At 66.8% G+C, this 22,557-nt stretch carries 20 protein-coding genes; 10 read left to right on the top strand and 10 right to left on the bottom strand.

Annotation, left to right across the window (positions count from 1 at the left end):
* Nucleotides 1–35 precede the first annotated feature (35 nt).
* A complete protein-coding gene (locus tag BPET_RS19345) occupies nucleotides 36–1,016 on the top strand; it encodes a Bug family tripartite tricarboxylate transporter substrate binding protein (RefSeq protein WP_012250703.1) in 981 nt (326 codons plus the stop codon).
* Between the two features lie 27 nt (nucleotides 1,017–1,043).
* Nucleotides 1,044–2,543: a fumarate hydratase gene (locus BPET_RS19350; RefSeq protein WP_012250704.1), complete on the top strand. Its 1,500-nt coding sequence runs from the start codon at nucleotides 1,044–1,046 to the stop codon at nucleotides 2,541–2,543.
* Nucleotides 2,544–2,591: 48 nt separating this feature from the next.
* Here BPET_RS19350 and BPET_RS19355 read toward each other — a convergent pair whose 3' ends face one another.
* Nucleotides 2,592–3,158: a TetR/AcrR family transcriptional regulator gene (locus tag BPET_RS19355; RefSeq protein ID WP_012250705.1), complete on the bottom strand. Its 567-nt coding sequence runs from the start codon at nucleotides 3,156–3,158 to the stop codon at nucleotides 2,592–2,594.
* Between the two features lie 139 nt (nucleotides 3,159–3,297).
* On the opposite strand from BPET_RS19355, the gene BPET_RS19360 reads away from it, so the two are divergent.
* Entirely contained in the window at nucleotides 3,298–3,951 is a 654-nt protein-coding gene (locus BPET_RS19360; protein ID WP_012250706.1) for an HD domain-containing protein, read from the top strand.
* 30 nt (nucleotides 3,952–3,981) lie between these two features.
* Here the strand turns inward: BPET_RS19360 and BPET_RS19365 are convergent, their stop codons facing one another.
* The 3 genes from BPET_RS19365 to BPET_RS19375 are packed head-to-tail and all read right to left on the bottom strand — an operon-like array spanning nucleotide 3,982 to nucleotide 6,916.
* On the bottom strand, nucleotides 3,982–4,833 hold the full coding sequence (locus tag BPET_RS19365) for an amidohydrolase family protein (protein WP_012250707.1): 852 nt from the start codon (nucleotides 4,831–4,833) through the stop codon (nucleotides 3,982–3,984).
* Nucleotides 4,830–5,843, bottom strand: a complete 1,014-nt coding sequence (locus BPET_RS19370) for a hydroxyacid dehydrogenase (protein WP_012250708.1) — start codon at nucleotides 5,841–5,843, stop codon at nucleotides 4,830–4,832. The genes BPET_RS19365 and BPET_RS19370 overlap by 4 nt, the downstream gene beginning before the upstream one ends.
* A complete protein-coding gene (locus BPET_RS19375; protein ID WP_012250709.1) occupies nucleotides 5,840–6,916 on the bottom strand; it encodes a LacI family DNA-binding transcriptional regulator in 1,077 nt (358 codons plus the stop codon). Before BPET_RS19375 ends, BPET_RS19370 begins: the two co-directional genes overlap by 4 nt.
* A 253-nt stretch (nucleotides 6,917–7,169) precedes the next feature.
* Here BPET_RS19375 and BPET_RS19380 point away from each other — a divergent pair, with 253 nt between their 5' ends.
* Genes BPET_RS19380 through BPET_RS19390 form a run of 3 tightly spaced genes read left to right on the top strand, consistent with a single transcriptional unit; the run spans nucleotide 7,170 to nucleotide 9,952 of the window.
* Entirely contained in the window at nucleotides 7,170–8,177 is a 1,008-nt protein-coding gene (locus BPET_RS19380; RefSeq protein ID WP_012250710.1) for a TRAP transporter substrate-binding protein, read from the top strand.
* Nucleotides 8,178–8,195: 18 nt separating this feature from the next.
* A complete protein-coding gene (locus BPET_RS25545) occupies nucleotides 8,196–8,657 on the top strand; it encodes a TRAP transporter small permease (RefSeq protein WP_012250711.1) in 462 nt (153 codons plus the stop codon).
* Nucleotides 8,654–9,952, top strand: a complete 1,299-nt coding sequence (locus tag BPET_RS19390; protein WP_012250712.1) for a TRAP transporter large permease — start codon at nucleotides 8,654–8,656, stop codon at nucleotides 9,950–9,952. The genes BPET_RS25545 and BPET_RS19390 overlap by 4 nt, the downstream gene beginning before the upstream one ends.
* Before the next feature lie 57 nt (nucleotides 9,953–10,009).
* Here BPET_RS19390 and BPET_RS19395 read toward each other — a convergent pair whose 3' ends face one another.
* From BPET_RS19395 to BPET_RS19420, 6 genes are read right to left on the bottom strand one after another with little or no spacing between them, the layout of a single operon-like run.
* Nucleotides 10,010–11,248: an MFS transporter gene (locus tag BPET_RS19395; RefSeq protein ID WP_012250713.1), complete on the bottom strand. Its 1,239-nt coding sequence runs from the start codon at nucleotides 11,246–11,248 to the stop codon at nucleotides 10,010–10,012.
* A 34-nt stretch (nucleotides 11,249–11,282) separates the two neighbouring features.
* The gene (locus BPET_RS19400) at nucleotides 11,283–12,029 is read right to left on the bottom strand and encodes a peptidylprolyl isomerase (protein WP_012250714.1); all 747 of its coding nucleotides are present in this window, start codon (nucleotides 12,027–12,029) and stop codon (nucleotides 11,283–11,285) included.
* 16 nt (nucleotides 12,030–12,045) lie between these two features.
* Nucleotides 12,046–12,732: a respiratory nitrate reductase subunit gamma gene (gene narI, locus BPET_RS19405; protein ID WP_012250715.1), complete on the bottom strand. Its 687-nt coding sequence runs from the start codon at nucleotides 12,730–12,732 to the stop codon at nucleotides 12,046–12,048.
* Nucleotides 12,725–13,447 carry a nitrate reductase molybdenum cofactor assembly chaperone gene (narJ, locus tag BPET_RS19410; protein WP_012250716.1) on the bottom strand — a complete coding sequence of 241 codons (723 nt, stop codon included), beginning with the start codon at nucleotides 13,445–13,447 and terminating at the stop codon, nucleotides 12,725–12,727. The genes narI and narJ overlap by 8 nt, the downstream gene beginning before the upstream one ends.
* A 6-nt stretch (nucleotides 13,448–13,453) precedes the next feature.
* Nucleotides 13,454–15,004, bottom strand: a complete 1,551-nt coding sequence (gene narH / locus BPET_RS19415; RefSeq protein WP_012250717.1) for a nitrate reductase subunit beta — start codon at nucleotides 15,002–15,004, stop codon at nucleotides 13,454–13,456.
* 23 nt (nucleotides 15,005–15,027) lie between these two features.
* On the bottom strand, nucleotides 15,028–18,786 hold the full coding sequence (locus tag BPET_RS19420) for a nitrate reductase subunit alpha (protein ID WP_012250718.1): 3,759 nt from the start codon (nucleotides 18,784–18,786) through the stop codon (nucleotides 15,028–15,030).
* A 262-nt stretch (nucleotides 18,787–19,048) separates the two neighbouring features.
* Between BPET_RS19420 and BPET_RS19425 the strand changes: the two genes are divergently transcribed.
* The 4 genes from BPET_RS19425 (at nucleotide 19,049) to BPET_RS19440 (ending at nucleotide 22,554) form a co-directional block, all read left to right on the top strand.
* A complete protein-coding gene (locus BPET_RS19425; RefSeq protein ID WP_012250719.1) occupies nucleotides 19,049–19,399 on the top strand; it encodes a VOC family protein in 351 nt (116 codons plus the stop codon).
* 197 nt (nucleotides 19,400–19,596) lie between these two features.
* Nucleotides 19,597–20,703 (top strand): NAD(P)H-dependent flavin oxidoreductase, encoded by a 1,107-nt coding sequence (locus BPET_RS19430; RefSeq protein WP_012250720.1) that lies wholly within the window; start codon nucleotides 19,597–19,599, stop codon nucleotides 20,701–20,703.
* Between the two features lie 7 nt (nucleotides 20,704–20,710).
* Nucleotides 20,711–21,514, top strand: coding sequence for an AraC family transcriptional regulator (locus BPET_RS19435; protein ID WP_041864235.1), 804 nt, complete (start codon nucleotides 20,711–20,713; stop codon nucleotides 21,512–21,514).
* Between the two features lie 95 nt (nucleotides 21,515–21,609).
* Complete coding sequence (locus BPET_RS19440; RefSeq protein ID WP_041864237.1) at nucleotides 21,610–22,554, top strand: DMT family transporter; 945 nt, start codon at nucleotides 21,610–21,612, stop codon at nucleotides 22,552–22,554.
* Nucleotides 22,555–22,557 lie beyond the last annotated feature (3 nt).

Here is a 22,557-nt window from a genome sequence, read left to right on the forward strand (position 1 = left end):
TATATAGATCGTACATTTATAATCCGGAGACAACAGTGAAAAAATGGCTTGCGGCCGTGTCGGCCGCCTTCGTCCTTGCCCCGTCCGCCGCCTTCGCGGCGGATGCCGCCTATCCCGACCGCGCCATCACCTGGATCGTGCCGTTCTCGGCCGGCGGCCCCACCGACGCCATGGCGCGCAATATCGCCAACGAAGTGTCGAAGCACCTGAAGCAGACCATCCTGATCGAGAACGTGCCGGGCGCGGGCGGCACCATCGGCGCCACCCGCGTGGCACGCGCCACCCCCGACGGCTACACCTTCCTGGTGGGACACATTGGCTACATGGCGGCCGCGCCCACGCTGTACCCCAACCTGCCGTACGCCCCCACCAAGGATTTCGACGCCGTATTCCGCTTTCCGGACACTCCGCTGGTGCTGCTGGTGGGGGCCCAGTCTCCGTACCGCAGCGTGCAAGAGCTGATCGCGCACGGCAAGGCGAACCCCGGCAAGCTGAACTTCAGCAATGCCGGCGTGGGCTCGACCTCGCACCTGGTGGCATCGCTGTTCGCCAGCCAGGCCGGCATCCAGATCACGCCCATTGCCTATAAGGGCGCGGGGCCGGCCCTGAACGACCTGATGGGCGGGCAGGTAGACGCCATGTTCGACCAGACCAATACTTCTTTGCCGCAAACGCGTGGCGGCAAGGTCCGCGCGCTGGGGCTGACCTCGGCCCAGCCGATGCCGCAGTTTCCGGGCGCGCCCGCCATCGGCGCGCAGGCCATCCCGGGCTTTCAGGTGTCGACCTGGTACGGCCTTTACGCGCCCCACGGCACGCCGCCACAGGTCATCGACACCCTGTACGCCGCGTATCGCAAAGCCATGCAGAACCAGGATTTCACTCGCCAGATGAGCGACCAGGGCATCCTGCTGCTGACCGACCAAGATTACGCCCCGCAGGCCCTGCAACAGCACACCCGAGACGAAGGCGCGCGCTGGGCACGGGTCATCAAGCAGGCCGGCATCAGCCTGCAATAGTCGCGGCGCTTACACACGGACCCATCCATGCGTTTCATCGAGGCCGCGCACATCGTCGACAGCATCGCCAACGCGCTGCAGTTCGTCAGCCATCATCACCCGCCGGATTTCGTGCAGGCGCTCAAGCGGGCATACCAGGCCGAGACGCAGGCCCCGGCCGCCAACGCCTTATTGCAGCTGCTGGTCAACAGCAGGCTGGCGGCGCGGGCGCGGCGGCCCGTGTGCCAGGACACGGGCCTGGCGCACGTGTATTTCAGGATGGGCATGGACGTGCGTGTGCGCGCCGAAGGCCAGGCGCGCACGCCGAGCCTGCAGGCGCTGGCCAACCAGGCAGCCGCGCGCGCCTACACCTGCCCTGCCAATCCGCTGCGCGCCTCGATGATCCGCGACCCCCTGGGCCGGCGCACCAATACCCGCGACAACACCCCGGCCATCGTGCACGTCGAACTGGTGGAGGGCGACCGCCTGGACATCACCGTGGCCGCCAAGGGCGGCGGCGGCGACGCCAAGGCGGGCTACGCCATGCTGAATCCCAGCGATTCCGTGGCCGACTGGGTGGTGGCCCAACTGCCCGGCATGGGCGCGGGCTGGTGCCCGCCGGCGGTGCTGGGCGTGGGCGTGGGCGGCACGCCGGAACAAGCCATGCATGCGGCCAAGCAGGCGCTGTTCCAGCCCATCGACATCGACGCGCTGCAGGCGCGCGGCGCCGCCGATGCCCAACAGCGGCTGCGGCTGGAACTGTACGAACGCATTAATGCGCTGGGCATCGGCGCGCAAGGCCTGGGCGGCGATACCACGGTGCTGGACGTCAAGGTGGCGGCCCTGCCGTCGCATGCCGCGCTGCTGCCGGTGGCCATCGTGCCGGGCTGCGCGGCCACGCGCCATGTGTCGTTCGAGCAGGGCGAGGATGGCCCGGTGACATTCGCGCCCGCCGATGCGGCCCTGTGGGACGGCATTCCTGACGCCATGCCGCTGGCCGGCACGCGCGTCGACCTGGACGCCCTGACGCCGGACCAGGTAGCGCAGTGGCGCGCCGGCCAGCAACTGCTGTTGTCCGGGCGCCTGCTGACCGCGCGCGACGCCGCGCACAAACGGCTGGCCGACCTGCTTCGCCAGGGCGCGCCCTTGCCGGTGGCGTTGCATGGCCGCGCCTTGTATTACGTCGGCCCGGTCGATGCTGTGGGCGATGAAGCGGTCGGCCCCGCGGGCCCCACGACCGCGACGCGCATGGACAAGTTCATGCCCGATCTATTGGCGCAGACCGGCTTGCTGGTCACCATCGGCAAAGCCGAACGCGGCCGGCAAGCCATCGACGCGATCCGCCAGGCGCGCGCCGCCTACCTGAGCGCCGTGGGCGGGGCCGCCTATCTGGTGGCGCGTTCGATCCGGGCGGCGCGCGTGGTGGCCTTCGCCGACCTGGGCATGGAAGCCATCTACGAATTCGACGTGCGAGATATGCCGGTAACGGTGGCCGTGGACGCGCACGGCCGCTGCGCGCATCGGCGCATCGACATCAACCCGGTCTAGGGGCGGCTTGCCCGAAAGTTCACCCCGCAGGCAACCGCGCGGCGCCGGTCATTGAGCCGCGGGCTTGCCCTGCACCGATGCCACCACGTCGTGCAGCCGGGCGGGGTTCTGGAACAGGCGCGATCCCATCAAGGCGCCCTGGAAGGCCGCGAACAGGCAACGCCCGGCGGCGTCGGGGCAACCCGCCCACTGCAGCGTGCCGTCGCGCTGGCCATCGGCAATGACCTTGGCCAGCCAGGTTTCGTGCAGGCAGAAAAACCCCTGCAGCGACTTGCGGGCGCGGTCTGACAACGAGGCAAAATCGGCGGCCAGCATGCCGCACAGGCACACCTGGTCGGTGGGCCCGCCTTCGAACAGCGCCGCATAGCGGTCCAGGCGCTCTTTGGCGGGCAGCGTGGCGTCGATGCCATGCACCAGGCCGGCAACGTGCTGGGCGTAGCTATCGATGGCCTCGATGAGCAGGTCGTCTTTACAAGGAAAGTAATAGTGGATGCTGGCCGTCTTGACGCCCACCCGCTCGGCCAGGTCACGGTAGCTGAAGCCGTTGTAGCCTCGCTGGCGGATAAGGGCCTGCGCGTGGCACACGAGTTGTTCGCGGGTGGTAGCGGTAGTCATATGCTGATTGTTACCTACTAGTAGATTGGGGGTCAAGATGGGGGCATCCCGCAGGCGGCCGGCATCGGCCTGAGGGCGGCGTATGCTTGCGCTTGGCCCGCGACCGCGCGGGTTCCGTCCCCCACAACAGGAATCCCTTATGCCCGATCTTCATGCCGCCTGGACGCCCCGCCTGATCGCCATTGCCACGGCGGACAGCCAGGACGACGGCGCGCACGACTTGAACCACCTGCACCGCGTCTGGCAGGTGGCCCGCACCCTGCTGGCCAGCCATCCCGAGGCCGATGCGCTGGTCGTGCAGGCAGCCTGCTATCTGCACGACATCGTCAACCTGCCCAAGAACCACCCGGAACGCGCCCAGGCGTCGCGCATGGCCGCCGCCCAGGCGCGCCAACTACTGGCACAGGCGGGTTTTCCCGCCGACAAGCTCGGCGCGGTGGCGCACGCCATCGAGGCCCACAGCTTTTCGGCCGGCATCGCCCCCACCACCATCGAGGCCAAAATCGTGCAAGACGCCGACCGGCTCGACGCGCTCGGCGCAGTGGGACTGGCGCGGCTGTTCTACACGGCCGGACGCATGGGTTCGGCTTTCGCGCATCCGGCCGATCCGCTGGCGCAGGCGCGGCCGCTGGACGACCGCGTCTATGCGCTGGACCACATCGAAGTAAAACTGGCTACCCTGCCCGCCGCCATGCACACCGAGGCCGCGCGCAGCCTGGCCGAATCGCGCCTGGCCTGGCTGCGCGCGTTCCGCGATACCTTCGTGCAAGAATGGGGCGCGATGCAGCCGTGATCACGGCAGCTCCGGCCGGCGCGCAGCGGCTCAGAACCCGTACAACTGCGCCGGATTGCCTTCCAGTATCTGGTCGCGCACCGATGCCGACGGGCACCAGGCGTCCAGCAGCGCCAGCAGGCCGCGGTCATCGGGGCGCTCGAACTGGCCGGGGTGCGGCCAGTTGCTGGCCCATAGGCAACGTTCGGGGTTATGGCGCACCAGGGCTTCGGCCAGCCGGCCGACATCTTGGTAGGCGGGCGCGCCGGCGTGCGAGGTTTCATACATTGCAGACAGCTTGACCCACACCTTGCCCGTATCGAGCAGGCGCAGCAGCGACGCGAAGGCGCGGTGCCGGGTCGGGACCGGCTCCAAAAACTTGCCCACGTGGTCGATGACGACGCGGCAAGGCAGGCGCGCCAGCAGCGCCTCGCGATCGGGCAGCGTGCGGCCGTCGAGCTGCAGATTGATGTGCCAGTCCAGCGCGGCAATGCGGCGGGCAACGCCAGGCAAGTCGGCCCAGCTCAGCAGGCTGCCGCTGCCGGGCACCATCTGGAAGCGCACGCCCACCACGCCGGCCCGCGCCCAACGCGCCAGCTCGGCGTCGGACGCGTGCGCGGGCATGGACACGATGGCGCGCGCCGAGCCCCGCGCGGCCCGCAGCGCGCTCAAGGTGCAGGCATTGTTGAAGCCATAGCCCATGGGCTGCACGATCACGCAGCGTGACAGGCCCAGGCGGGCGCGCAGCGCCAGGTAGTCGCTCCAGGTGGCGCGCGGCGGGGACACGGGCGAGGCCTGCGGCAGCGGGTGACGGTCCAGGTCGTAGATATGTATGTGGCAGTCGCAACCCCCGGCCGGCAGGGGCCAGCGGCGCGGCAGCGCGGCGTTGGGCGGCGTGGTCATTGCGCGGGCAGCCGCAGGCCGAACCGGTCGCGCGCGCGGGTGGCGTGCGCGGCATTCACGCTGCATTCCGGCATGCGGCCTTCGAGCAAGGCGCGCACCTGCCGCACCGAATCCATCGCCTGGTGCTCGGAGGCCTGCGGCGTCAGCCCGCCGATGTGCGGCGTGGCGACCACCCTGGGGTGAGCGGCCAGCCGGGCTGGCGGCATCTGGTCTTGCGCCGAGCCGACGTCGAGGGCGCAGCCGGCGATCAGGCCTGCATCCAGCGCCTGCAGCAGATCGTCTTCGTCGACCAGCTCGGCACGCGACGCATTGATGAAATAGGCTGATGGCTTCATCTTGCGAAATGCCGGCAGGTTTATCAACCGGGCCGTTTCAGCGATGGCAGGGGCCAGGCAGACCACGAAATCGGACTGCGCCAGAAGCTCGTCCAGCGTGGCCTGCGTGACACCGGGTTCGGTGTCGACCCGCACGTGCGGGTCGTTGATGACCAGCCGCATGCCGAACGCGCGCGCCAGGCCGGCCAGGTAGCGCCCGATGGTGCCATAGCCGATGATGCCCAGCGTGGCCGCGCGCAGTTCGGTGCCCATGAGCGGCACCGGCCGCTGGCCGTTCTGATAGGCGCAGGTGGCCGGGCCCATATGCCGCGCCAGCATCACCATCGCCCCCACCACCCATTCCGCCACGGAAGCGCCAAAGCCCGGCGTCGCCCGCATGACCAGGATGCCGTGCCGGCTGGCATAGTCGACATCGATGTTACGGATGTCCACGGCCACGCGGCAGACTGCCGCCAGGCGCGGCAACGCCGCCAGGAGCCGCGCGTCGATGGGCGGAATGCGAAAACTCACCAGAATGTCGCAGTCGCGCGCCTGGCGGACGATGTCGTCCTGGGTAGGCTCGCTGTCGCTGTCGTGAAACGCCACCTGCGCCATTCCGGCCAGCATGCGGTAGGCGGGCTCGCCGTAGTAGTGCCTCAGCGCCGCGCGGTTGTGCGTCAGGAAGATGCGGGTCATGGCTTTCCGCCCGAGGCCTGCGCCGTAGAAACCGTGACGGCGGGGGCAGCGACGGACTGCCGTTCGACCAGCCGCGGCGGGAAACTGAACTCGCGTGGCGCCAGCGACGGCTGGCGGATGCGGGCAATGGCCTGCTCCACCATGGTTTCAGCCACATCGGCGACCGGCGTGGCGACGGTGGTGAGCGGCGGCCAGGCGAACTCCGACATCGAGATGTTGTCCATGCCGATGACCGAAACGTCCTCAGGCACCGACAGGCCGCAATGACGCAGTCCCGCCATCAGGCCGATGGCCGTCATGTCGTTCACTGCGGCGATTCCGGTGGGGCGCTGGGCCAGCCTGGAAATCTGTTGCGCCGCCTGGAAGCCCAGCTGGCCCAGCTCGCCGTCGCCGAAGCGCGTGCCGTCGTCGATGTCGATGATCTGCGCCGAGCATTGCTCGCCAGACTGCCGCACGGCTTGCATGAAACCCTCGATTTTCTCGCGGCGGCTGATGGTGGCGCCCTTGGGCTTGACGAACGCCAGGTGCCGGTGGCCGTGCGCAATGAGATGGCTGGCCGCCAACTGCCCGGCCAGCCGGTTGTCGGGCAAGACGTGATCGTGCTTGGCCGGCCGGGCCGGGTCTATGCCCAGGTCGTAGCTGACGACGGCCAGCCCGCGGTCGATCGCGGCTTCGATGTGCCGTTCGTCGTTGAGCGAGGAAATCACGATCACCGCCCGGATGCCAAGGCCGATGAGCTCGTCGAGCACCTTGGCTTCCAACTGCTTGTCGCGATAGGTGTTGCACACCAGCACACGGTAGTCGTGCTTGCGCTGGGCCACCTCTTCGACCGCGACGGCCAGTTGGCCGAACGAGGGATTGGACGTGGTGGGCACCAGCATGCCCAGGATGGGGATGTGGCCGGTTTTCAGGTGCCGCGCGATCTGGCTTGGCCGGTATCCCAGCTTGTCGATGGCCTGCTGGATGCGCGCGTAGGTTTCTTCGCGCATCCGTTCGCTACGGCCATTCAATACGTTGGACACCGAGCTGACCGAAACATTGGCCAGGCGGGCGACATCCTGGATGGTTGCCATTCGACTTCCTTGCACCGGAATTAACTAAATCGTTTTAGTAGAACGATATTTTTACCATAGCACAGCCCGTATCAAGCGTACATGATATGGCGGAATGCACGCTTTCATCGGCAATTTGTAGGCTAAGGGTAAAACCTAATGCATCGAGCCTGTTCCTGAAAAACCGTGCATGCTACGGTATTAGTAAATCGATTTATTAAAACGATATAGTTGACTTGACCGAGACCGGTCCAATCCAGGAGGAGGCTACATCATGAAACCGTCTACGCGCCGTTTCCCCGGCATGCTGGCCACGCTGGCGTGCGCGGCCGCCTTGGGCATCGCCCCCTTGGCCCATGCGCAAGCCAAGAAAGAGCTCAAGATCTCGCATTCCGCGCAAGGCAACCTGAGTTCCGAGCACCACATGGTGGCCTGGGTATTCGCCAAGTACCTGGCCGACCATTCCGACACGCTGTCGGCGCGCATATACCCGACCAGCGCGCTGGGCGACGAGCGCGCCGTCTTTGAAGCCATGCAACTGGGCGCCGGCGCGTCCTGCGCGGTGGCGGGCACCGCCATCCTGAACAATTTCTCCAAGCGTGTCGGGGTGATCGATCTGCCTTTTCTGTGGACCGGCTACGATCACATGAACCGCGCACTGGACGGCAACGTCGGCGACCAGATCGCCGCCGACCTGGAAAAAGCGGGTTTCAAGGTGCTGGCCTGGACCACCAACTGGGGCGCGCGCAACGTGGTAACCGCCAAGAAGGCCATCAACAAGCCTGAAGATCTGCAGGGCCTGAAGATCCGCACCATTCAAAGCCCGGTCTACGTGGAAACCATCAACGCGATGGGCGCCAATGCCACGCCCATGTCGTTCGGCGAGGTCTACACGGCCATGCAGACCGGCGTGCTGGACGGCTTTGAGCACGGCTCGGCCGTGGTGATGTCGAACAAGTTCTACGAGGTCGCCAAGAATATCGCCCTGACCAAGCACTTCCTGGGACCTGCCGTTTTTGCCTGCTCGATGAGCGAATGGAACCAGCTTACTGACGAGCAGAAGAAGGTAGTGCTGGACGGCGCCCGGATGGCCAGCGACATCAACCGCGCGCTGGCTCCCGTGCGCGACCAGCAGGCCCTGGAGTTCCTGCGACAGAAAGGCATGAACATCACCGAGGTCGACACGACGGGCTTCCGCCAGAAGGCCATTCCCCTGCAGGACAAGATCGCCGCCGACATCGGCGCGACGGATCTGCTGGCCGAGATCCGCGCTGCCCAGTAAACCCGCCCGGAAGCCGCGATGCGCTACATCAACAAGATCGCCGAGGCCCTGATCGTGCTGCTGTTCACGGCCATAGTCATAGCCGGGACATTGCAGGTGTTCAACCGGTTCGTGCTGAACATATCGCTGAGCTGGAGCGAGGAATTCCAGAAGTTCGCCTTCATCTGGCTGGTGTTCATCTCGATACCGGTTGCCTATAACCGCGCCGCGCACCTGCGCGTCGACACGTTTCTCGGCCTGTTCCCCGCGGCTGTCCAGCGCGCGCTGCGCTGGATCATCGACCTGATGTGGGTCGGGCTGGGCCTGTCGCTGATCGTCTACACCTCGCGGCTGATGCAGGTAACGCAGCACCAGCTCAGCCCGGGCCTGGGCATCAGCATGGCGGCGGTTTACGCGGGCATGGTGGTGGGCGGCCTGTACCTGGTGCTGTGCGTGGGCGCGGCCATGCTCGCGCGCATCAAGGCGGGGCACGCATCATGACCCTGATCCTGATCTTCGCGGCGATGCTGCTGCTTGTGTTCATCGGCGTGCCCATCTTGCTGGCGATCGCCTCGGTCAGCCTGACCGGCGCCATGCTGATCCCCGGCCTGGTGCCGGCGCTGGTGCCGCAGAAGGCCTTTGCCATGCTGGATTCATTCAGCCTGCTGGCCCTGCCCTACTTCATCCTGGCCGGCAGCATCATGACGCGCGGCGGGTTGAGCGCCGGCCTGATCGAGTTCTCGCAGGCGCTGGTGGGGCACATTCGCGGCAGCCTGGGCCACACGGCTGTGCTTTCCTGCACGGCGCTGGCGAATATCTCGGGCTCGTCCACGGCCGAGGCCGCGGCGGTGGGCTCGGTGACCATCCCCGCCATGAAAGAGCAGGGGTACAAGGCGGGCCTGCCCGCCGCCATCGTGGCAACGGCGGCCACCATCGGGCCGATCATCCCGCCCAGCATGACAATGATCATCTACGGGTCGATTACCGGCGTGTCGATCGGCGGGCTGTTCATGGCCGGCATTGTGCCGGGCATTATCATCGCCACGCTGTTGATGGCCCTGATCTACGGCATGTCGTACCTGCCCGGATACCCCGAGCTGCGCGCCACGCTGCCGCGCTCCAGCTTGAAACAGATCTGCCGCGCAACCGTCAAAGTGTGGCCCGCGCTGATGGCGCCGGTGGTGATCATGGGCGGCATCCTAAGCGGCATCTTCACGGCCACCGAAGCCGGGGTGGTGGCGTGCGTGTACAGCCTGCTGGTCAGCATGCTCTGGTACCGCATCCTGAAATGGAAAGATGTTCCCGCCACCATTATCGACGCCGCGGTAACGACGGCCATGGTGGCCGGCGTGCTGGGCATGGCGGGGGTGCTGGGCTGGCTGCTCAGTTTCCTGAACTTCAACGACACCGTGCTGGCTTCGCTAAAGGGTGTCACCGGCAGCCCGCTACTGATGCTGATGCTGCTGGCCGGCATCATGCTGGTGCTGACGATGTTGCTCGACGGCCTGGCCGTGGTGGTGGTAATGGTGCCCACCATTGTCTACGTCGGCAACGCGTTCCACATCGACCCGCTGCAACTGGGCATCATCATGGTCATGGTCACCCAGATCGGCGGCCTGACTCCACCCGTGGCCATCCTGCTGTTCATCACCTCCAGCATCGAGAAAGTGCCGTTCTCGGCGGGCGGGCGCTCGATCTGGCCATTTCTTGCCGTCATGCTGTCGGTGATGTTCCTGATCATGGTGTTTCCCGGCATCGCCACCCTGGTGCCCTCCAAGGTGCTGGGCGGCCCTTAGGTGCTGGGCGGCCCTTGATGGCGCAGGCGGGCCCCGGCAGCCGGCAACCGCCGGGGTTCACTTGGCGGCCACTTCTCCCGAAATTTCCACCCGCCTGACTTCGGACAGGTACATCACGATCAGCGACACCCACACCACGCCGTACAGCAGCATGAAGCAACTGGACCGGATCTGCAGCAGATCGGCCATGGCGCCGAACATCAGCGGCAGCAGGAACCCGCCCAGCCCGCCCGCCAGACCCACGATGCCGGTAACCACGCCCATGTTCTCGGGAAAATCGTCGGCCACATACTTGAACGTGGACGCCATGCCGAAGGCGAACATCGCCCCCAACACGAACAGCAGCAGCGTGAACAGCCAGATGGGCAGGTAAATGTGAAAAGCCGCCGAGCCGTTCAGGGTCTGCACCGTGAGGGTGGTGTTCGGGTACGACAGGATGAACAGGCAGATCCAGGCCAGCCACAGGCACCACCAGGTCATTTTGTGCGCGCCATAGCGGTCGGCCAGGCTGCCGCCCACGGCGCGCAACACCGCGCCCGGCAGCGAGAAACCCGCCGCCAGCGCCGACGCCGCCACCAGGCTCAGACCGTATTCGGCCTGGAAGTATTGCGGAATCCATAGCGACAGCGCGGTGAATCCGCCGAAGGTAATCGAGTAATACTGGCAGTAGCGCCACACGCGCGGATTCTTCAGTATCTTGAACTGGTCCAGCAGCTTGCCGCCCGCCTTGCCAGCACCCGGGTCGGGCGCCGCCACGAACCAGAACAGCGCCGCCGTCACCAGCAACGCCACCGCGTAGATCTTCGGCACCGCGCGCCAGCCGTAGGTTTCGAGCAGGATGGGCGTAACGAACAGGTTGACCGCCGCGCCCACCGTGCCGGCGCCGAAGAATCCCATGGCGAAACCCTTGCGCTCGGCCGAGAAAAACCGCGCCACATACGGCGTGCCCACCGCGAACGAGGCTCCCACCAGCCCCAGGAACAGGCCGATCAGCAGAAACTGCCATAGCGCCTGCGCGTAGCTGACCAGATACACGGGAATGGCGCACCCCACCAGCAGCACCGTCATCACCGCGCGTCCGCCGTAGCGGTCGGTCCACATTCCCAACGGCAGGCGGAACACCGCGCCGGTCAACACCGGGGTGGACGTCAGCAGGCCAAACTGGAAAGCGTTAAGACCCAGTTCCTGGCGGATGCGTATGCCCAGCACGCCAAACATCATCCACACCACAAAGCACACCGTGAATGCAAACGTGCTGCTGTACAACACCGCGTAGGCCCTGGGGTGGTTGCTCATCGCGCTCTCTCCAGTCGAAACGAAAGGGGCCAGCCTATTGCAACAGCGGCGAGTCCGCGCCCGGCATGTCCAGGCCTTCGATGCGCGCCTGGCCCACCAGCCATTGCAGGTACTGATGGGTGGCGCGGCGCTCGGAAGCCTGCGCCAGCCAGGCCGCGATGCGCGCGTGCACGGCGTCGAACGCCATCGGCGTGCCTTCCACCTTGCGGCCCGTGCGTACGATGTGAAAACCATGGCGCGTCTGCACCAGGCGATCCAGCAGCGTGTGCGCGGGCATGGCGAACACTGCCTGCTCGAATTCGGGCAGCGTATCGCCACGGCCGATGTCGCCCAGCCGCCCGCCTTCCTGGGCTGACATGCAATTGGAATACTGGCGCGCGTAATCGGCGAAAGCGTCGGGCGCGGCACGGTGCACTTCCTGCAGCACCTCGCCGGCCCGTGCCCGCAGGCGCCGCGGATCGACGCGCGGCGTCAGCTGGAACAGTATGTGCCATACCTCGACCAGCGCCCCGCTGAGAAACTGCCCGGGGTGTTGTTCGTAATAGCGGCGGCAGGCGGCCTCGTCGGCCTGGGGCGTGCGAACTTCGGCGGCCAGCACGGCCCGCACGTCGGCGTCGTTGTCGCCCTGGGCCAGCCCCAGCTCGCGGGCCCGTTGCAGCAGCAGCTCGCGCAGCACCAGCTCGCGGCTGGCGCTTTGCGCCGGGTCGGGTTCGTGCTGGTGGCGTGGCAGTTCGGCCTGCAGGCGGGCTTCGTCAATGGCAACTCCGTTCACTGAAATCATGCTTGCCCTCCTGCGTTCAGCGTGACCGCACCAGTTGCCAGGCCCTGGTCAGGTAGCTTACCGAGGCGAAGCCGCTCCATACATGCACCAGTCTTGTGAACGGAAAGATCAGGAACAGCGTCATGCCCAGCACCATGTGCCACTGGTATACCCAGGGCACGCCCTGCATGATCTCGGCCGCGCCGGAGCGGAAGGTAACGATGCGCTGGGCCCACTCGCCCAGCAACACCATCAGCGCGCCGTCTTCATGCTCGGCCGAGGTGAAAATCGACAACAATCCCAGCGACAGCACGATCAGTATCCAGACCAGCGTCACCCAGTCGGACATGCGCGAGGTCGCATACAGGCGCGGCTCGGAGATGCGCCGGTAGATCAGTATCAACAGGCCTATCAGGCACACCACGCCCAGGATCGCCCCCACGAATACCGCCATGGCCTGCTTGGCGTGCGTAGACAGGCCCAGCGCGTGATACACCGCCGGCGGCGTCAACAGGCCGACCAGGTGCGTGAAGAACAGCGAAATGATTCCCAGATGGAACAGGTTGCTGCCCCAGCGCAGCGCGCCGCGCTTGAGCAGCTGGCTGGAATCGCTTTTCCAGGTGTACTGCTCGCGCTCGAAGCGCGCCAGGCTGCCAAACAGGAACACCGCCAGGGCAATATACGGATACACGCCGAAGAAGAAATAATGCACATGATCAGCCATGTCGCTCTCCTTGCACGGCTTGGGGCGCTGCCTGCGTCCGCCGGGGATCAGTTTCGTAAAAGCGCACGGGCTGGGCCGCCTGGCCACGAGCGCGCAGCGCCGGCTCGGTGCCGTCGGCGCCCGGGCCGAACGTCACCATGGTTTCTTCCATCTCGCCTTCCGGCGGCTCGGGCAGCGGCTGCGGCACTGTGTCGGTGAGGGTGCGCAGCACATCGAACACCGCCGCATAAGGGCTGCCGCTTTCGGCCAGTTTGTCGCCGATGCGCGCCAGCACATGAATGGCGTCGCCCAGCAGGGCCGCCGCGTCGGCCGGCGCAATCTGCCCCAGGAACTCCAGGAACAGCGGCACATAGTCGGGCAGCTCGGTCGTGTCCGGCACCAGCCCGTGGCGCAGGTACTCTTCGCGCAGGTCGACCATGGCCTGGCCGCGATCGCGCGATTCGCCGTGGATGTGCTCGAACAGGTGCAGCGAATGCGCCGGGCGCCGGTCGAAGGTGGCCACGTACTGTTCCTGCAGGGCGATGAGGTCGTCGGCGCCATCCAGCAAACTGAGCAGCGGCGCCAGCTGGCCGCGGCGCGGCGCGTCCAGGGCGGCGCGCAGCTCGGGCAGCGCCGCGAGCAACCCGGCATCCGGGTATGACAACAGCGCGGACAGCACGCTGTAGACGGATACGCCGGACGAGCCGGCAGAAGTCGGGGGCGTCATGTGCGTCATGGTTCTTCAGCTCGTGATTTTGTCGCGCTGCACTTCCATGAACACAACCTGTTGGGCATTGCCGCGCGGCTTGCTGCCGAACAGGCTGCCCTCCGAGGTTCCCCCCGAGCACCCGTTGCCAAACGAGAATCCGCAGCCGCCGCGCATGTCGAAGGCATCTTCAGCATATTCGCGATGCGAAGTGGGAATGACGAAGCGGTCTTCGTAGTTGGCAATGGCCAGGTAACGGTACATGTCCTCGACCTGCTCGGTGCTCAGGCCCACCTGGCTAAGAATGTCGCCGCGCTCCTGGCCATCGACCGTGCGGGCCCGCATGAACGCGCGCATGGCCAGCAAGCGCTCCAGCGCCAGCGCCACCGGCGCTTCGTCGCCGGCGGTCAGCATGTTGGCCAGGTAGCGCAGCGGAATGCGCAGCGACCGCACATCGGGAATTTCGCCGAACGCGCCGATATGGCCGCTGTTGGCCGCCGCCTGGATGGGCGACAGCGGCGGCACGTACCACACCATGGGCAGCGTGCGGTATTCGGGATGCAGCGGGAAGGCGATGCGCCACTGCACCGCCATCTTGTAGGTAGGCGACTGGCGGGCTGCGTCGAGCCAGCCTTGCGGCACGCCGTCGGCCAATGCCTGCGCGATGACCGCCGGGTCGTCCGGGTCCAGGAACACGTCCAGCTGCGCCTCGTACAGGGCCTTCTCGTCCTGCACCGCGGCCGCCTGCTCGATTCGGTCGGCGTCGTAGAGCAGCACGCCCAGGTAGCGGATACGGCCCACACAGGTTTCCGAACACACCGTGGGTTGTCCGGCCTCGATGCGTGGATAACAGAAGATGCACTTTTCGGCCTTGCCGCTCTGCCAGTTGTAGTAGATCTTCTTGTACGGGCAGCCCGACACGCACATGCGCCAGCCGCGGCACTTGTCCTGGTCGATCAGCACAATGCCGTCTTCCTCGCGCTTGTAGATCGACCCCGACGGGCAACTGGCCACGCAGCTGGGGTTCAGGCAGTGTTCGCACAAGCGCGGCAGGTACATCATGAAGGTGTTCTCGAACTGTCCGTATATGTCCTTCTGCACCTCTTCGAAGTTGTAGTCCTGCGACCGCTTCGAGAACTCGCCGCCCAGGATCTCTTCCCAGTTCGGACCCCACTCGATCTTTTCCATGCGCTGCCCGGTGATCAGCGAGCGCGGCCGGGCCGTGGGCGCCGCCTGCAATTCCGGCGCGTTGTGCAAGTGTTCGTAGTCGAAGGTGAACGGCTCGTAGTAGTCGTCGATCTCGGGCAGGTTCGGATTGGCGAAAATATTGGCCAGCAGCCGCAGCTTGCCGCCCTGGCGCGGCTCGATCTTGCCCGCCGCCGTGCGTTTCCAGCCGCCGTTCCAGCGCTTCTGGTTTTCCCAGTCTTTGGGGTAGCCGATGCCGGGCTTGGTTTCGACGTTGTTGAACCAGGCATATTCCATGCCGCCGCGCGAGGTCCAGACGTTCTTGCAGGTGACCGAACAGGTATGGCAGCCGATGCACTTGTCCAGGTTCAGCACCATTGCGATTTGCGCACGCACTTTCATGGTTGTCTCCGATGCCCGGGGGCCTAGACGTGGGGATTCTCGGCCTGGGCCGCGCGTGGTTGTTCCAGCCAGTCGATCTGGTTCATTTTGCGCACTATCACGAATTCGTCGCGGTTCGAGCCTACGGTGCCGTAGTAGTTCAACCCGTACGACAACTGCGCGTAGCCGCCGATCATGTGGGTGGGCTTGAGCACCGCGCGCGTCACCGAGTTATGAATGCCGCCGCGCGCGCCGGTGATTTCCGAACCTGGCACGTTCACGATCTTCTCTTGCGCGTGGTACATCAGCGTCATGCCTTCCGGCACGCGCTGGCTGACCACCACCCGCGCCACCAGGGCGCCGTTCACGTTGTAGGCCTCGATCCAGTCGTTATCCACCAGGCCGGCGCGGGCAGCGTCTTTTTCCGACATCCACAGTATCGGTCCGCCGCGCGACAGGGTCAGCATGATCAGGTTGTCGGTGTAGGTGGAATGAATGCCCCACTTCTGGTGCGGCGTAATGAAGTTCAGCACCACCTGCGGATTGCCGTTGCCATAGCGCTCTTCGAGCATGGGCGTGATCGACTTGGTGTCCACCGGCGGCCGGTATACGCACAGCGCTTCGCCAAAGGCCCGCATCCAGGCATGGTCCTGGTACAGCTGCTGGCGCCCGGTCAGCGTGCGCCACGGAATCAGCTCGTGCACGTTGGTGTAGCCGGCGTTGTAGCTGACGTGGTCGGACTCCAGCCCCGACCACGTCGGCGAGGAGATGATCTTGCGTGGCTGTGCCTGCAGGTCGCGGTAGCGGATTTTCTCGTGCTCGCGCGGCAGCGCCAGGTGCTGGTGATCACGCCCCGTGAATGCCGACAACGCCTGCCAGGCCTTGACCGCCACGTGGCCGTTGGTCTCGGGCGCCAGGGCCAGAATGGTTTCGGCCGCGTCGATGTCGGTATCCAGGCGCGGCAGGCCCTGACTGATGCCCTGCTCCTCTACCTGATAGTTAAGCTGCGCCAGCAGGTCGCATTCGTCGCCGGCGGCCCAGTTGATGCCTTTGCCGCCCACGCCCAGCTTGCGCGTCAGCGGCCCCAGCGAAGTGAACTGCTTGTACAGGCCAGGGTAGTTGCGTTCGACCACCGCCATCGACGGCATGGTCTTGCCGGGAATCAGTTCGGCCTGCCCTTTTTTCCAGTCGCGCACCTCGTACGGGTCGCCCAGCTCGGCCGGGCTGTCGTGCTGCAGCGGCGTCAGCACCAGGTCTTGCGCGGCGGGCAGCTCGGCCTCGGCAATGGCGGAAAAGGCCCGCGCGATGCCCTTGTAGATTTCCCAGTCGCTGCGCGACTCCCATACCGGGTCTACCGCGGCCGACAGCGGATGGATGAACGGATGCATGTCCGACGTGTTGAGGTCGTTTTTCTCGTACCAGGTAGCGGTGGGCAGCACCACGTCGGAATAGACACAGGTGGTGGACATGCGGAAGTCCAGCGTCACCAGCAGGTCGAGCTTGCCGCGCGGCGCCTCGTCGTGCCAGGCGACTTCCTGCGGCTTGTCTTCGCCGGACTGGCCGAGGTCTTTGCCCTGCACCCCGTGTTCGGTGCCCAGCAGGTGCTTCAGGAAGTATTCGTGCCCCTTGCCCGACGAGCCCAGCAAGTTGGAGCGCCACACGAACATATTGCGCGGATAGTTGTCGGGATGGTCGGGGTCTTCACAAGACAGTTTCAGGCGGCCATCGCGCAGCGCCTGCACGGCATACGCCGCGGGCTCCTGCCCTGCCTGGCGCGCGTCGCGCACCACCTGCAGCGGGTTGGTCTGCAACTGCGGCGCCGAGGGCAGCCAGCCCATGCGTTCGGCGCGCACATTGAAATCGATCAGCGACCCTTGGAAGGCGCCAGGGTCGGCCAGCGGCGACAGAATCTCCGACACCTTCAGCCGTTCGTAGCGCCACTGGTCGGTATGCGCATAGAAGAACGAGGTGCCGTTCATGTGGCGCGGCGGGCGGCACCAGTCCAGGCCGAACGCCAGCGTAGTCCAGCCGGTCTGGGGCCGCAGCTTTTCCTGGCCCACGTAGTGGCACCAGCCGCCGCCCGACTGCCCAACGCACCCGCACATGACCACCAGGTTGATGATGCCGCGGTAGGCCATGTCCATGTGGTACCAGTGGTTCAGGCCCGCGCCCAGGATCACCATGGACTTGCCCCGGGTCTTGTCGGCGTTCAGCGCGAACTGCCGCGCCACGTTGACGACGTCATCGCGCCTTACCCCCGTAATGCGCTCTTGCCAGGCCGGGGTGTAGGGCACGTCGTCATCGTACGAGGCCGCCACGTTGGCGCCGCCCAGCCCGCGATCGAGCCCGTAGTTGGCCATCAGCAAGTCGTACACGGTAACGGCCAGCACCTCGCCTTCGGTGGTCTGCACGCGGCGCGCCGCCATGTTGCGCTCGAGCACTTCAGGGTGGTTGGTGCCCTGAAAGTAGTCGTGCTGGCGGCCTCCGAAGTACGGAAACGCCACCGGCACGACCTCGTCGTGGCTGCCCACCAGCGACAGGCGCAGCTTCACCGCGTTGCCCTGGGCGTCCTTCGATTCCAGGTTCCATTTGCCCTGGTCGCCGCCTTCCTGCTGGCCCCAGCGAAAACCGATCGAGCCGGCCGGCACCACCACCTGCCCGCTGGCGTCGTCACAGGCCACGGTCTTCCAGGCAGGGTTGTTGGATTGCCCCAGCCCATCGGGGAAGTCGGCCGCGCGCAGCATGCGTTCGGGCACGTAATGGTCGCCCTGGCGCACCAGCCGCACCAGGAAGGGCATATCGGAATACTGGCGGCAGTACTCGCGGAAGTACTCGCTCTTGCCCTCCAGGTGGAACTCCTTGAGGATGACGTGGCCCATGGCCAGCGCCAGCGCGGCGTCGGTGCCCTGCTTGGGGTGCAGCCATACATCGCCGAACTTCGACCCTTCGGCATAGTCGGGGAAAATCGACACGACCTTGGCGCCGCGGTAGCGCGCCTCGACCATGAAATGGGCATCGGGCGTGCGCGTCTGCGGCACGTTCGACCCCCACAGCATGATGAAGCTGGAGTTGTACCAGTCGGCCGATTCGGCCACGTCGGTCTGTTCGCCCCAGGTCTGCGGGCTGGACGGCGGCAGGTCACAATACCAGTCATAGAAGCTGAGAATGGTGCCGCCCAGCAGCGACAGATAGCGGCTGCCCGCCGCGAACGACACCATCGACATGGCCGGGATCGGCGAGAACCCCACCACGCGGTCCGGTCCGTAGCGCTTGATGGTATAGACGTTGGCGGCGGCCACCAGTTCGTTGACTTCGTCCCAGGTGGCGCGCACGAATCCACCCATGCCGCGCACCCGCTTGTAGTCGTCGGCCAGGCCGGGCGCGGTGCAGATGTGTTCCCATGCCGCCAGCGGCGCCATGGTCTTGCGGGCCTCGCGCCACAAGCGCGCCAGGCGGCCGCGCAACATGGGATATTTGATGCGGTTGGCGCTGTACAGGTACCACGAATATGACGCGCCGCGCGAACAACCGCGCGGCTCGTGGTTGGGCATGCCGGCGCGCGTGCGGGGATAGTCGGTCTGCTGGGTTTCCCACGTGACGATCCCGCCCTTCACGTAGATTTTCCAGGAACACGAGCCGGTGCAGTTCACGCCGTGGGTCGATCGCACGATCTTGTCGTGCTGCCATCGGTCCCGATAGGCTTTTTCCCAGCTGCGGTCTTCCTGGACCACACTGCCGTGGCCCTCCGCGAATGACTCCTTGGCACGGGCGAAGTACTTGAGGCGGTCGACGAAATGGCTCACGGTCAGGCTCCTGTAGCGTGGGTTGGGGCTACTACGCGCTGGGCCGCCTGGGCGGCGGCCGGGGGAGCTTGCACTGAAGAGATGCCATCGAAGTCTTCCTTATCGATCATCCGTCGGCACGCAATGTCTGGTTAACGTACAGCGGAAGCAAGATGACGTCAATATTGGTAATAGTTTCTCGCCGAAAGAGCCAAAACCCCCGTCTGCCGGGATCGCCACCCGGCTGCGGTATCGTACGCAGACAGCTTCCCCAGGAGCCTTCATGCAAGTCAAGCGCATTGTCGCCAACATCCACGCCACCAACATCGCGGCGGCCCGACGCTTCTACCAGGATGCGCTGGGCCTGGACGTTCTCATGGACCATGGCTGGCTGGCCACCTACGGCACCTCCCAAGACATGACCGTGCAGATAGCCGTAGCCACCCAGGGCGGGTCGGACACCCCCACTCCCGATCTTTCCATCGAAGTCGACGACCTGGACGAGGCCCTGCGCCGCCTGCGCGCGGGCGGCTTCGCCATCGAGTACGGCCCCGCCGAAGAGCCCTGGGGCGTGCGCCGCTTCTATGTGCGCGACCCGTTCGGCAAGCTGGTGAATATCCTCGCGCATCGCTGACGCAGGCCCGCGCCGCGCGCCCTGACATCCCGAAGAAAAAAGCTGCGGCGGCGCGTGCCGCGTGCTTGCCAGCCGTCCGCCCCCAACGCGTAAATCGCGCGGTTGTTTCGATACCTACCGCGCGACGGCGGACGCGCTTTGCAGCCGGCTCACATTCAAGTACCGTTGCTTGCAAATTCCACCACCCGGGACTCGCCATGCCAATTTCCAAACCTGCCTCTACCTTGATGTCCCGCCTGGGCCTGACGACGCCGATCATCCAGGCCCCCATGGCCGGGACCAGCACGCCGGCCCTGGCGGCCGCCGTATCCAATGCCGGCGGCCTGGGTTCGCTGGGCCTGGGCGCCACCAATGCCGACGGCGCCCGCCAGGCCATCGCACAGACGCGCGCGCTGACTGCGAGGCCTTTTGGCGTAAACCTGTTCTGCCATGCGCCCGATACCGCCGACGCGGCGCGCCAGGCCCGCTGGATCGAATACCTGGCGCCCGCTTTCGCGGAATTCGGCGCGCAGCCGCCTGCCACGCTGCGCGAGATCTACACCAGCTTCGTGGCCGACGACGCCATGCTGGATGTATTGCTGGCCGAGCGCCCGCCCGTGGTCAGCTTCCATTTCGGGCTACCCGACGCGGCCCGCATCGCCGCGCTGCGCCAGGCCGGCATCTATCTGATGGCCAGCGCCACCAGCCCCGACGAGGCCGAGCGCATCGCCGAGGCGGGCCTGGACGCCATCGTCGCCCAAGGCGTCGAAGCGGGCGGCCACCGCGGCATCTTTCATCCCGACGGACATGACGAGCAATTGGGCACGCTGGCGTTGACGCGCCTGCTGGCCACGCAGTTTCCGCTGCCGGTCATCGCCGCGGGCGGCATCATGGACGGCGCGGGCGTGGCCGCGGTGCTGGCGCTGGGCGCCCAAGCCGCGCAACTGGGCACGGCGTTCGTATCGTGCCCCGAATCGGCGGCCGATTCCGCCTATCGGCAAGCCTTGCTGGCCGGCTCCGTCTCCACCGTCTCGACCCGCGCCATTTCAGGGCGGCCGGCGCGCGGCATCGCCAACCGCCTGACCGCGCTCGGCGCCGCGGCCGATTGCCCGCCCACGCCGGGCTACCCCTATACCTACGATGCCGGCAAGGCCTTGAATGCTGCCGCCAAAGCGCAAGGCAGCGCCGACTTTGCCGCCCAATGGGCCGGCCAGGCGGCCGCGTTGTCGCGCGGCGTGCCAGCCGGCGAGCTGATGCGGCAGTTGCAGGAAGAACTGGCGGCCACCGTGGGCGGGCTGGCCGCCTATGGCCGCGCGCAAGGCTAAGTCGCACATGGCGCGCGGCGACTTCCGGCGCGTACTGTGCGGCATCGCCGGCGCCGAGGCCATCGAGGCCGACTCGCGGCGCGCGTTCGGCCGCCACACGCACGACCAGTTCGGCATCGGCCTGATCACCCGCGGCGCGCAACGATCCCGCAGCGGGCGCGGCATGGTGCAGGCCGCCGCGGGCGACCTCATTACGGTCAATCCAGGCGAAGTTCATGACGGCAGCCCCCTCGGCGACGGCGGCCGGCAATGGATGATCCTGTACATCGAGCCCGAGCGGATCGCGCGCGCGGTTGCCGACATCAGCGCGGGCTGGCACGGCTGGCGCGAGTTCGCACAGCCCGTGATTCGAGACGCGGCGCTCGCCAGCGGCTTTCGCCGCCTGTACGCGGCCGCCACGGCGCCGCCCGTTGGCGCGGCCACGCCCATGCAGGAATCCCTGCTGCTGGCGCTGCTGGCGGGCTCTCTCGACCTGCCGCCGCAAAACCGCCCCGCCCCCGTGCCCGCCGCCATCGCGCAGGCCCGCGCCCTGATCGACGACGACCCGGCCGCCCCGCTGTCGCTGGCCGACCTGGCGCGCGCCAGTGGCCTGAGCCGCTTCCAGACATTGCGCGCCTTCAGCCGGGCCACCGGGCTGCCCCCGCACGCCTACCAGATGCAGCGCCGCGCCGGTCTGGCGCGCCGCCTGATCCGCCATGGCGCCGCCCTGACCGATGCGGCCGCGGCCAGCGGCTTCGCCGACCAGAGCCACATGACGCGCGTGTTCGTGCGTCTGTACGGATTGACACCGGGCGCCTACGCCAGGCCCTGATACAGGCAGCGCGCCGCCGCCTGCAATAACGTACAAGACGCCGCGCCGGCGCGCTTCTATGCTGCGGCCACGATGCATGTGAACCCGCACCCATGATGACACGACGCACGCAGGGATATCTGTACCTGGCCCTGGCCATGGCCACCGTGGGCAGCACGGTGGTGGCCAGCAAGCTTATCGCGGCGGGCCTGCCGCCGTTCACCGCCACCGCGTTGCGCTTTGCCGTCGCGCTGCCGCTGTTCGCGCTGCTGATGGCCTGGACGCGCACGCCCTGGCCGCGCCCGAGCCGGCACGACGGTCTGGTGCTGCTGTTGCAGGCGGGCGCGGGCAGCGTGGGCTACACCGCCCTGCTGATTCTCGGATTGCGCCATACGTCGGCGGCCGACGCCGGCATCATCATCGGCACCATGCCCGTGGTCGCCACGGCCACGGCCATTGTGGCGCTGGGCGAACGGCCCCGGCCCGCCACGCTGGGCGCCATCGCGCTGGCGGCGGCCGGCGTGCTGTTCATCGCCGTGCAGGCGCATGGCGGACAACCGCAATCCGGGTTGGGCAGCCTGCTTATCTTCGGCGCGATCGTGTGCGAAAGCCTGTTCATCTTGCTGAACAAACGGCTGCGCCAGCCGCTGCGGCCGCTGGCGCAGTCGGCTTGCATGAGCGCCCTGGGCCTGGCGATGGCGGCGCCCGCCGCGCTGCTCGAAGCGCCTTGGCCGGGCGGCCTTCCGCCCGGCGCGCTGTCCGCGGTGGCGTACTACGCCGTGGTGCCCACGGTGGCGGGCTTCCTGTTGTGGTATGCGGGCGCGGAACGCGTCAGCGGCGCCGAAGCCGCCTTGTTTACCGCCGTGGCGCCCGTGGCCGCCTTGCTACTGTCGGCTGGCGTGCTGGGCGAACAGATATCGTCGCGCCAGTTGCTGGGCGTGGCCTGCGTGCTGGCCTCGGTTTTCATGCTCGGCCGGCGGCCGGACGGGCGCGCGGCCAGCCGGAGCGGGCACCCCGCGGCCGCGCCGCCGCCCACCGACGGCGGGGCGGACCGCGCCTGAGCC

Origin of the sequence: Bordetella petrii, from assembly GCF_000067205.1 — a bacterium.
GTDB classification, from domain to species: domain Bacteria; phylum Pseudomonadota; class Gammaproteobacteria; order Burkholderiales; family Burkholderiaceae_B; genus Bordetella_A; species Bordetella_A petrii.

What these genes read in the sequence shown, in the direction of transcription:
- BPET_RS19375 (WP_012250709.1), bottom strand. Translation starts at nt 6,916, where the DNA reads ATGGCAACCATCCAGGATGTCGCCCGCCTGGCCAATGTTTCGGTCAGC.
- BPET_RS19435 (WP_041864235.1), top strand. Translation starts at nt 20,711, where the DNA reads ATGGCGCGCGGCGACTTCCGGCGCGTACTGTGCGGCATCGCCGGCGCC.
- BPET_RS19390 (WP_012250712.1), top strand. Translation starts at nt 8,654, where the DNA reads ATGACCCTGATCCTGATCTTCGCGGCGATGCTGCTGCTTGTGTTCATC.
- narH (WP_012250717.1), bottom strand. Translation starts at nt 15,004, where the DNA reads ATGAAAGTGCGTGCGCAAATCGCAATGGTGCTGAACCTGGACAAGTGC.
- narI (WP_012250715.1), bottom strand. Translation starts at nt 12,732, where the DNA reads ATGGCTGATCATGTGCATTATTTCTTCTTCGGCGTGTATCCGTATATT.
- BPET_RS19430 (WP_012250720.1), top strand. Translation starts at nt 19,597, where the DNA reads ATGCCAATTTCCAAACCTGCCTCTACCTTGATGTCCCGCCTGGGCCTG.
- BPET_RS19370 (WP_012250708.1), bottom strand. Translation starts at nt 5,843, where the DNA reads ATGACCCGCATCTTCCTGACGCACAACCGCGCGGCGCTGAGGCACTAC.
- BPET_RS19360 (WP_012250706.1), top strand. Translation starts at nt 3,298, where the DNA reads ATGCCCGATCTTCATGCCGCCTGGACGCCCCGCCTGATCGCCATTGCC.
- BPET_RS19350 (WP_012250704.1), top strand. Translation starts at nt 1,044, where the DNA reads ATGCGTTTCATCGAGGCCGCGCACATCGTCGACAGCATCGCCAACGCG.
- BPET_RS19395 (WP_012250713.1), bottom strand. Translation starts at nt 11,248, where the DNA reads ATGAGCAACCACCCCAGGGCCTACGCGGTGTTGTACAGCAGCACGTTT.
- BPET_RS19355 (WP_012250705.1), bottom strand. Translation starts at nt 3,158, where the DNA reads ATGACTACCGCTACCACCCGCGAACAACTCGTGTGCCACGCGCAGGCC.
- BPET_RS19380 (WP_012250710.1), top strand. Translation starts at nt 7,170, where the DNA reads ATGAAACCGTCTACGCGCCGTTTCCCCGGCATGCTGGCCACGCTGGCG.
- narJ (WP_012250716.1), bottom strand. Translation starts at nt 13,447, where the DNA reads ATGACGCACATGACGCCCCCGACTTCTGCCGGCTCGTCCGGCGTATCC.
- BPET_RS19365 (WP_012250707.1), bottom strand. Translation starts at nt 4,833, where the DNA reads ATGACCACGCCGCCCAACGCCGCGCTGCCGCGCCGCTGGCCCCTGCCG.
- BPET_RS19400 (WP_012250714.1), bottom strand. Translation starts at nt 12,029, where the DNA reads ATGATTTCAGTGAACGGAGTTGCCATTGACGAAGCCCGCCTGCAGGCC.
- BPET_RS19440 (WP_041864237.1), top strand. Translation starts at nt 21,610, where the DNA reads ATGACACGACGCACGCAGGGATATCTGTACCTGGCCCTGGCCATGGCC.
- BPET_RS19425 (WP_012250719.1), top strand. Translation starts at nt 19,049, where the DNA reads ATGCAAGTCAAGCGCATTGTCGCCAACATCCACGCCACCAACATCGCG.
- BPET_RS25545 (WP_012250711.1), top strand. Translation starts at nt 8,196, where the DNA reads ATGCGCTACATCAACAAGATCGCCGAGGCCCTGATCGTGCTGCTGTTC.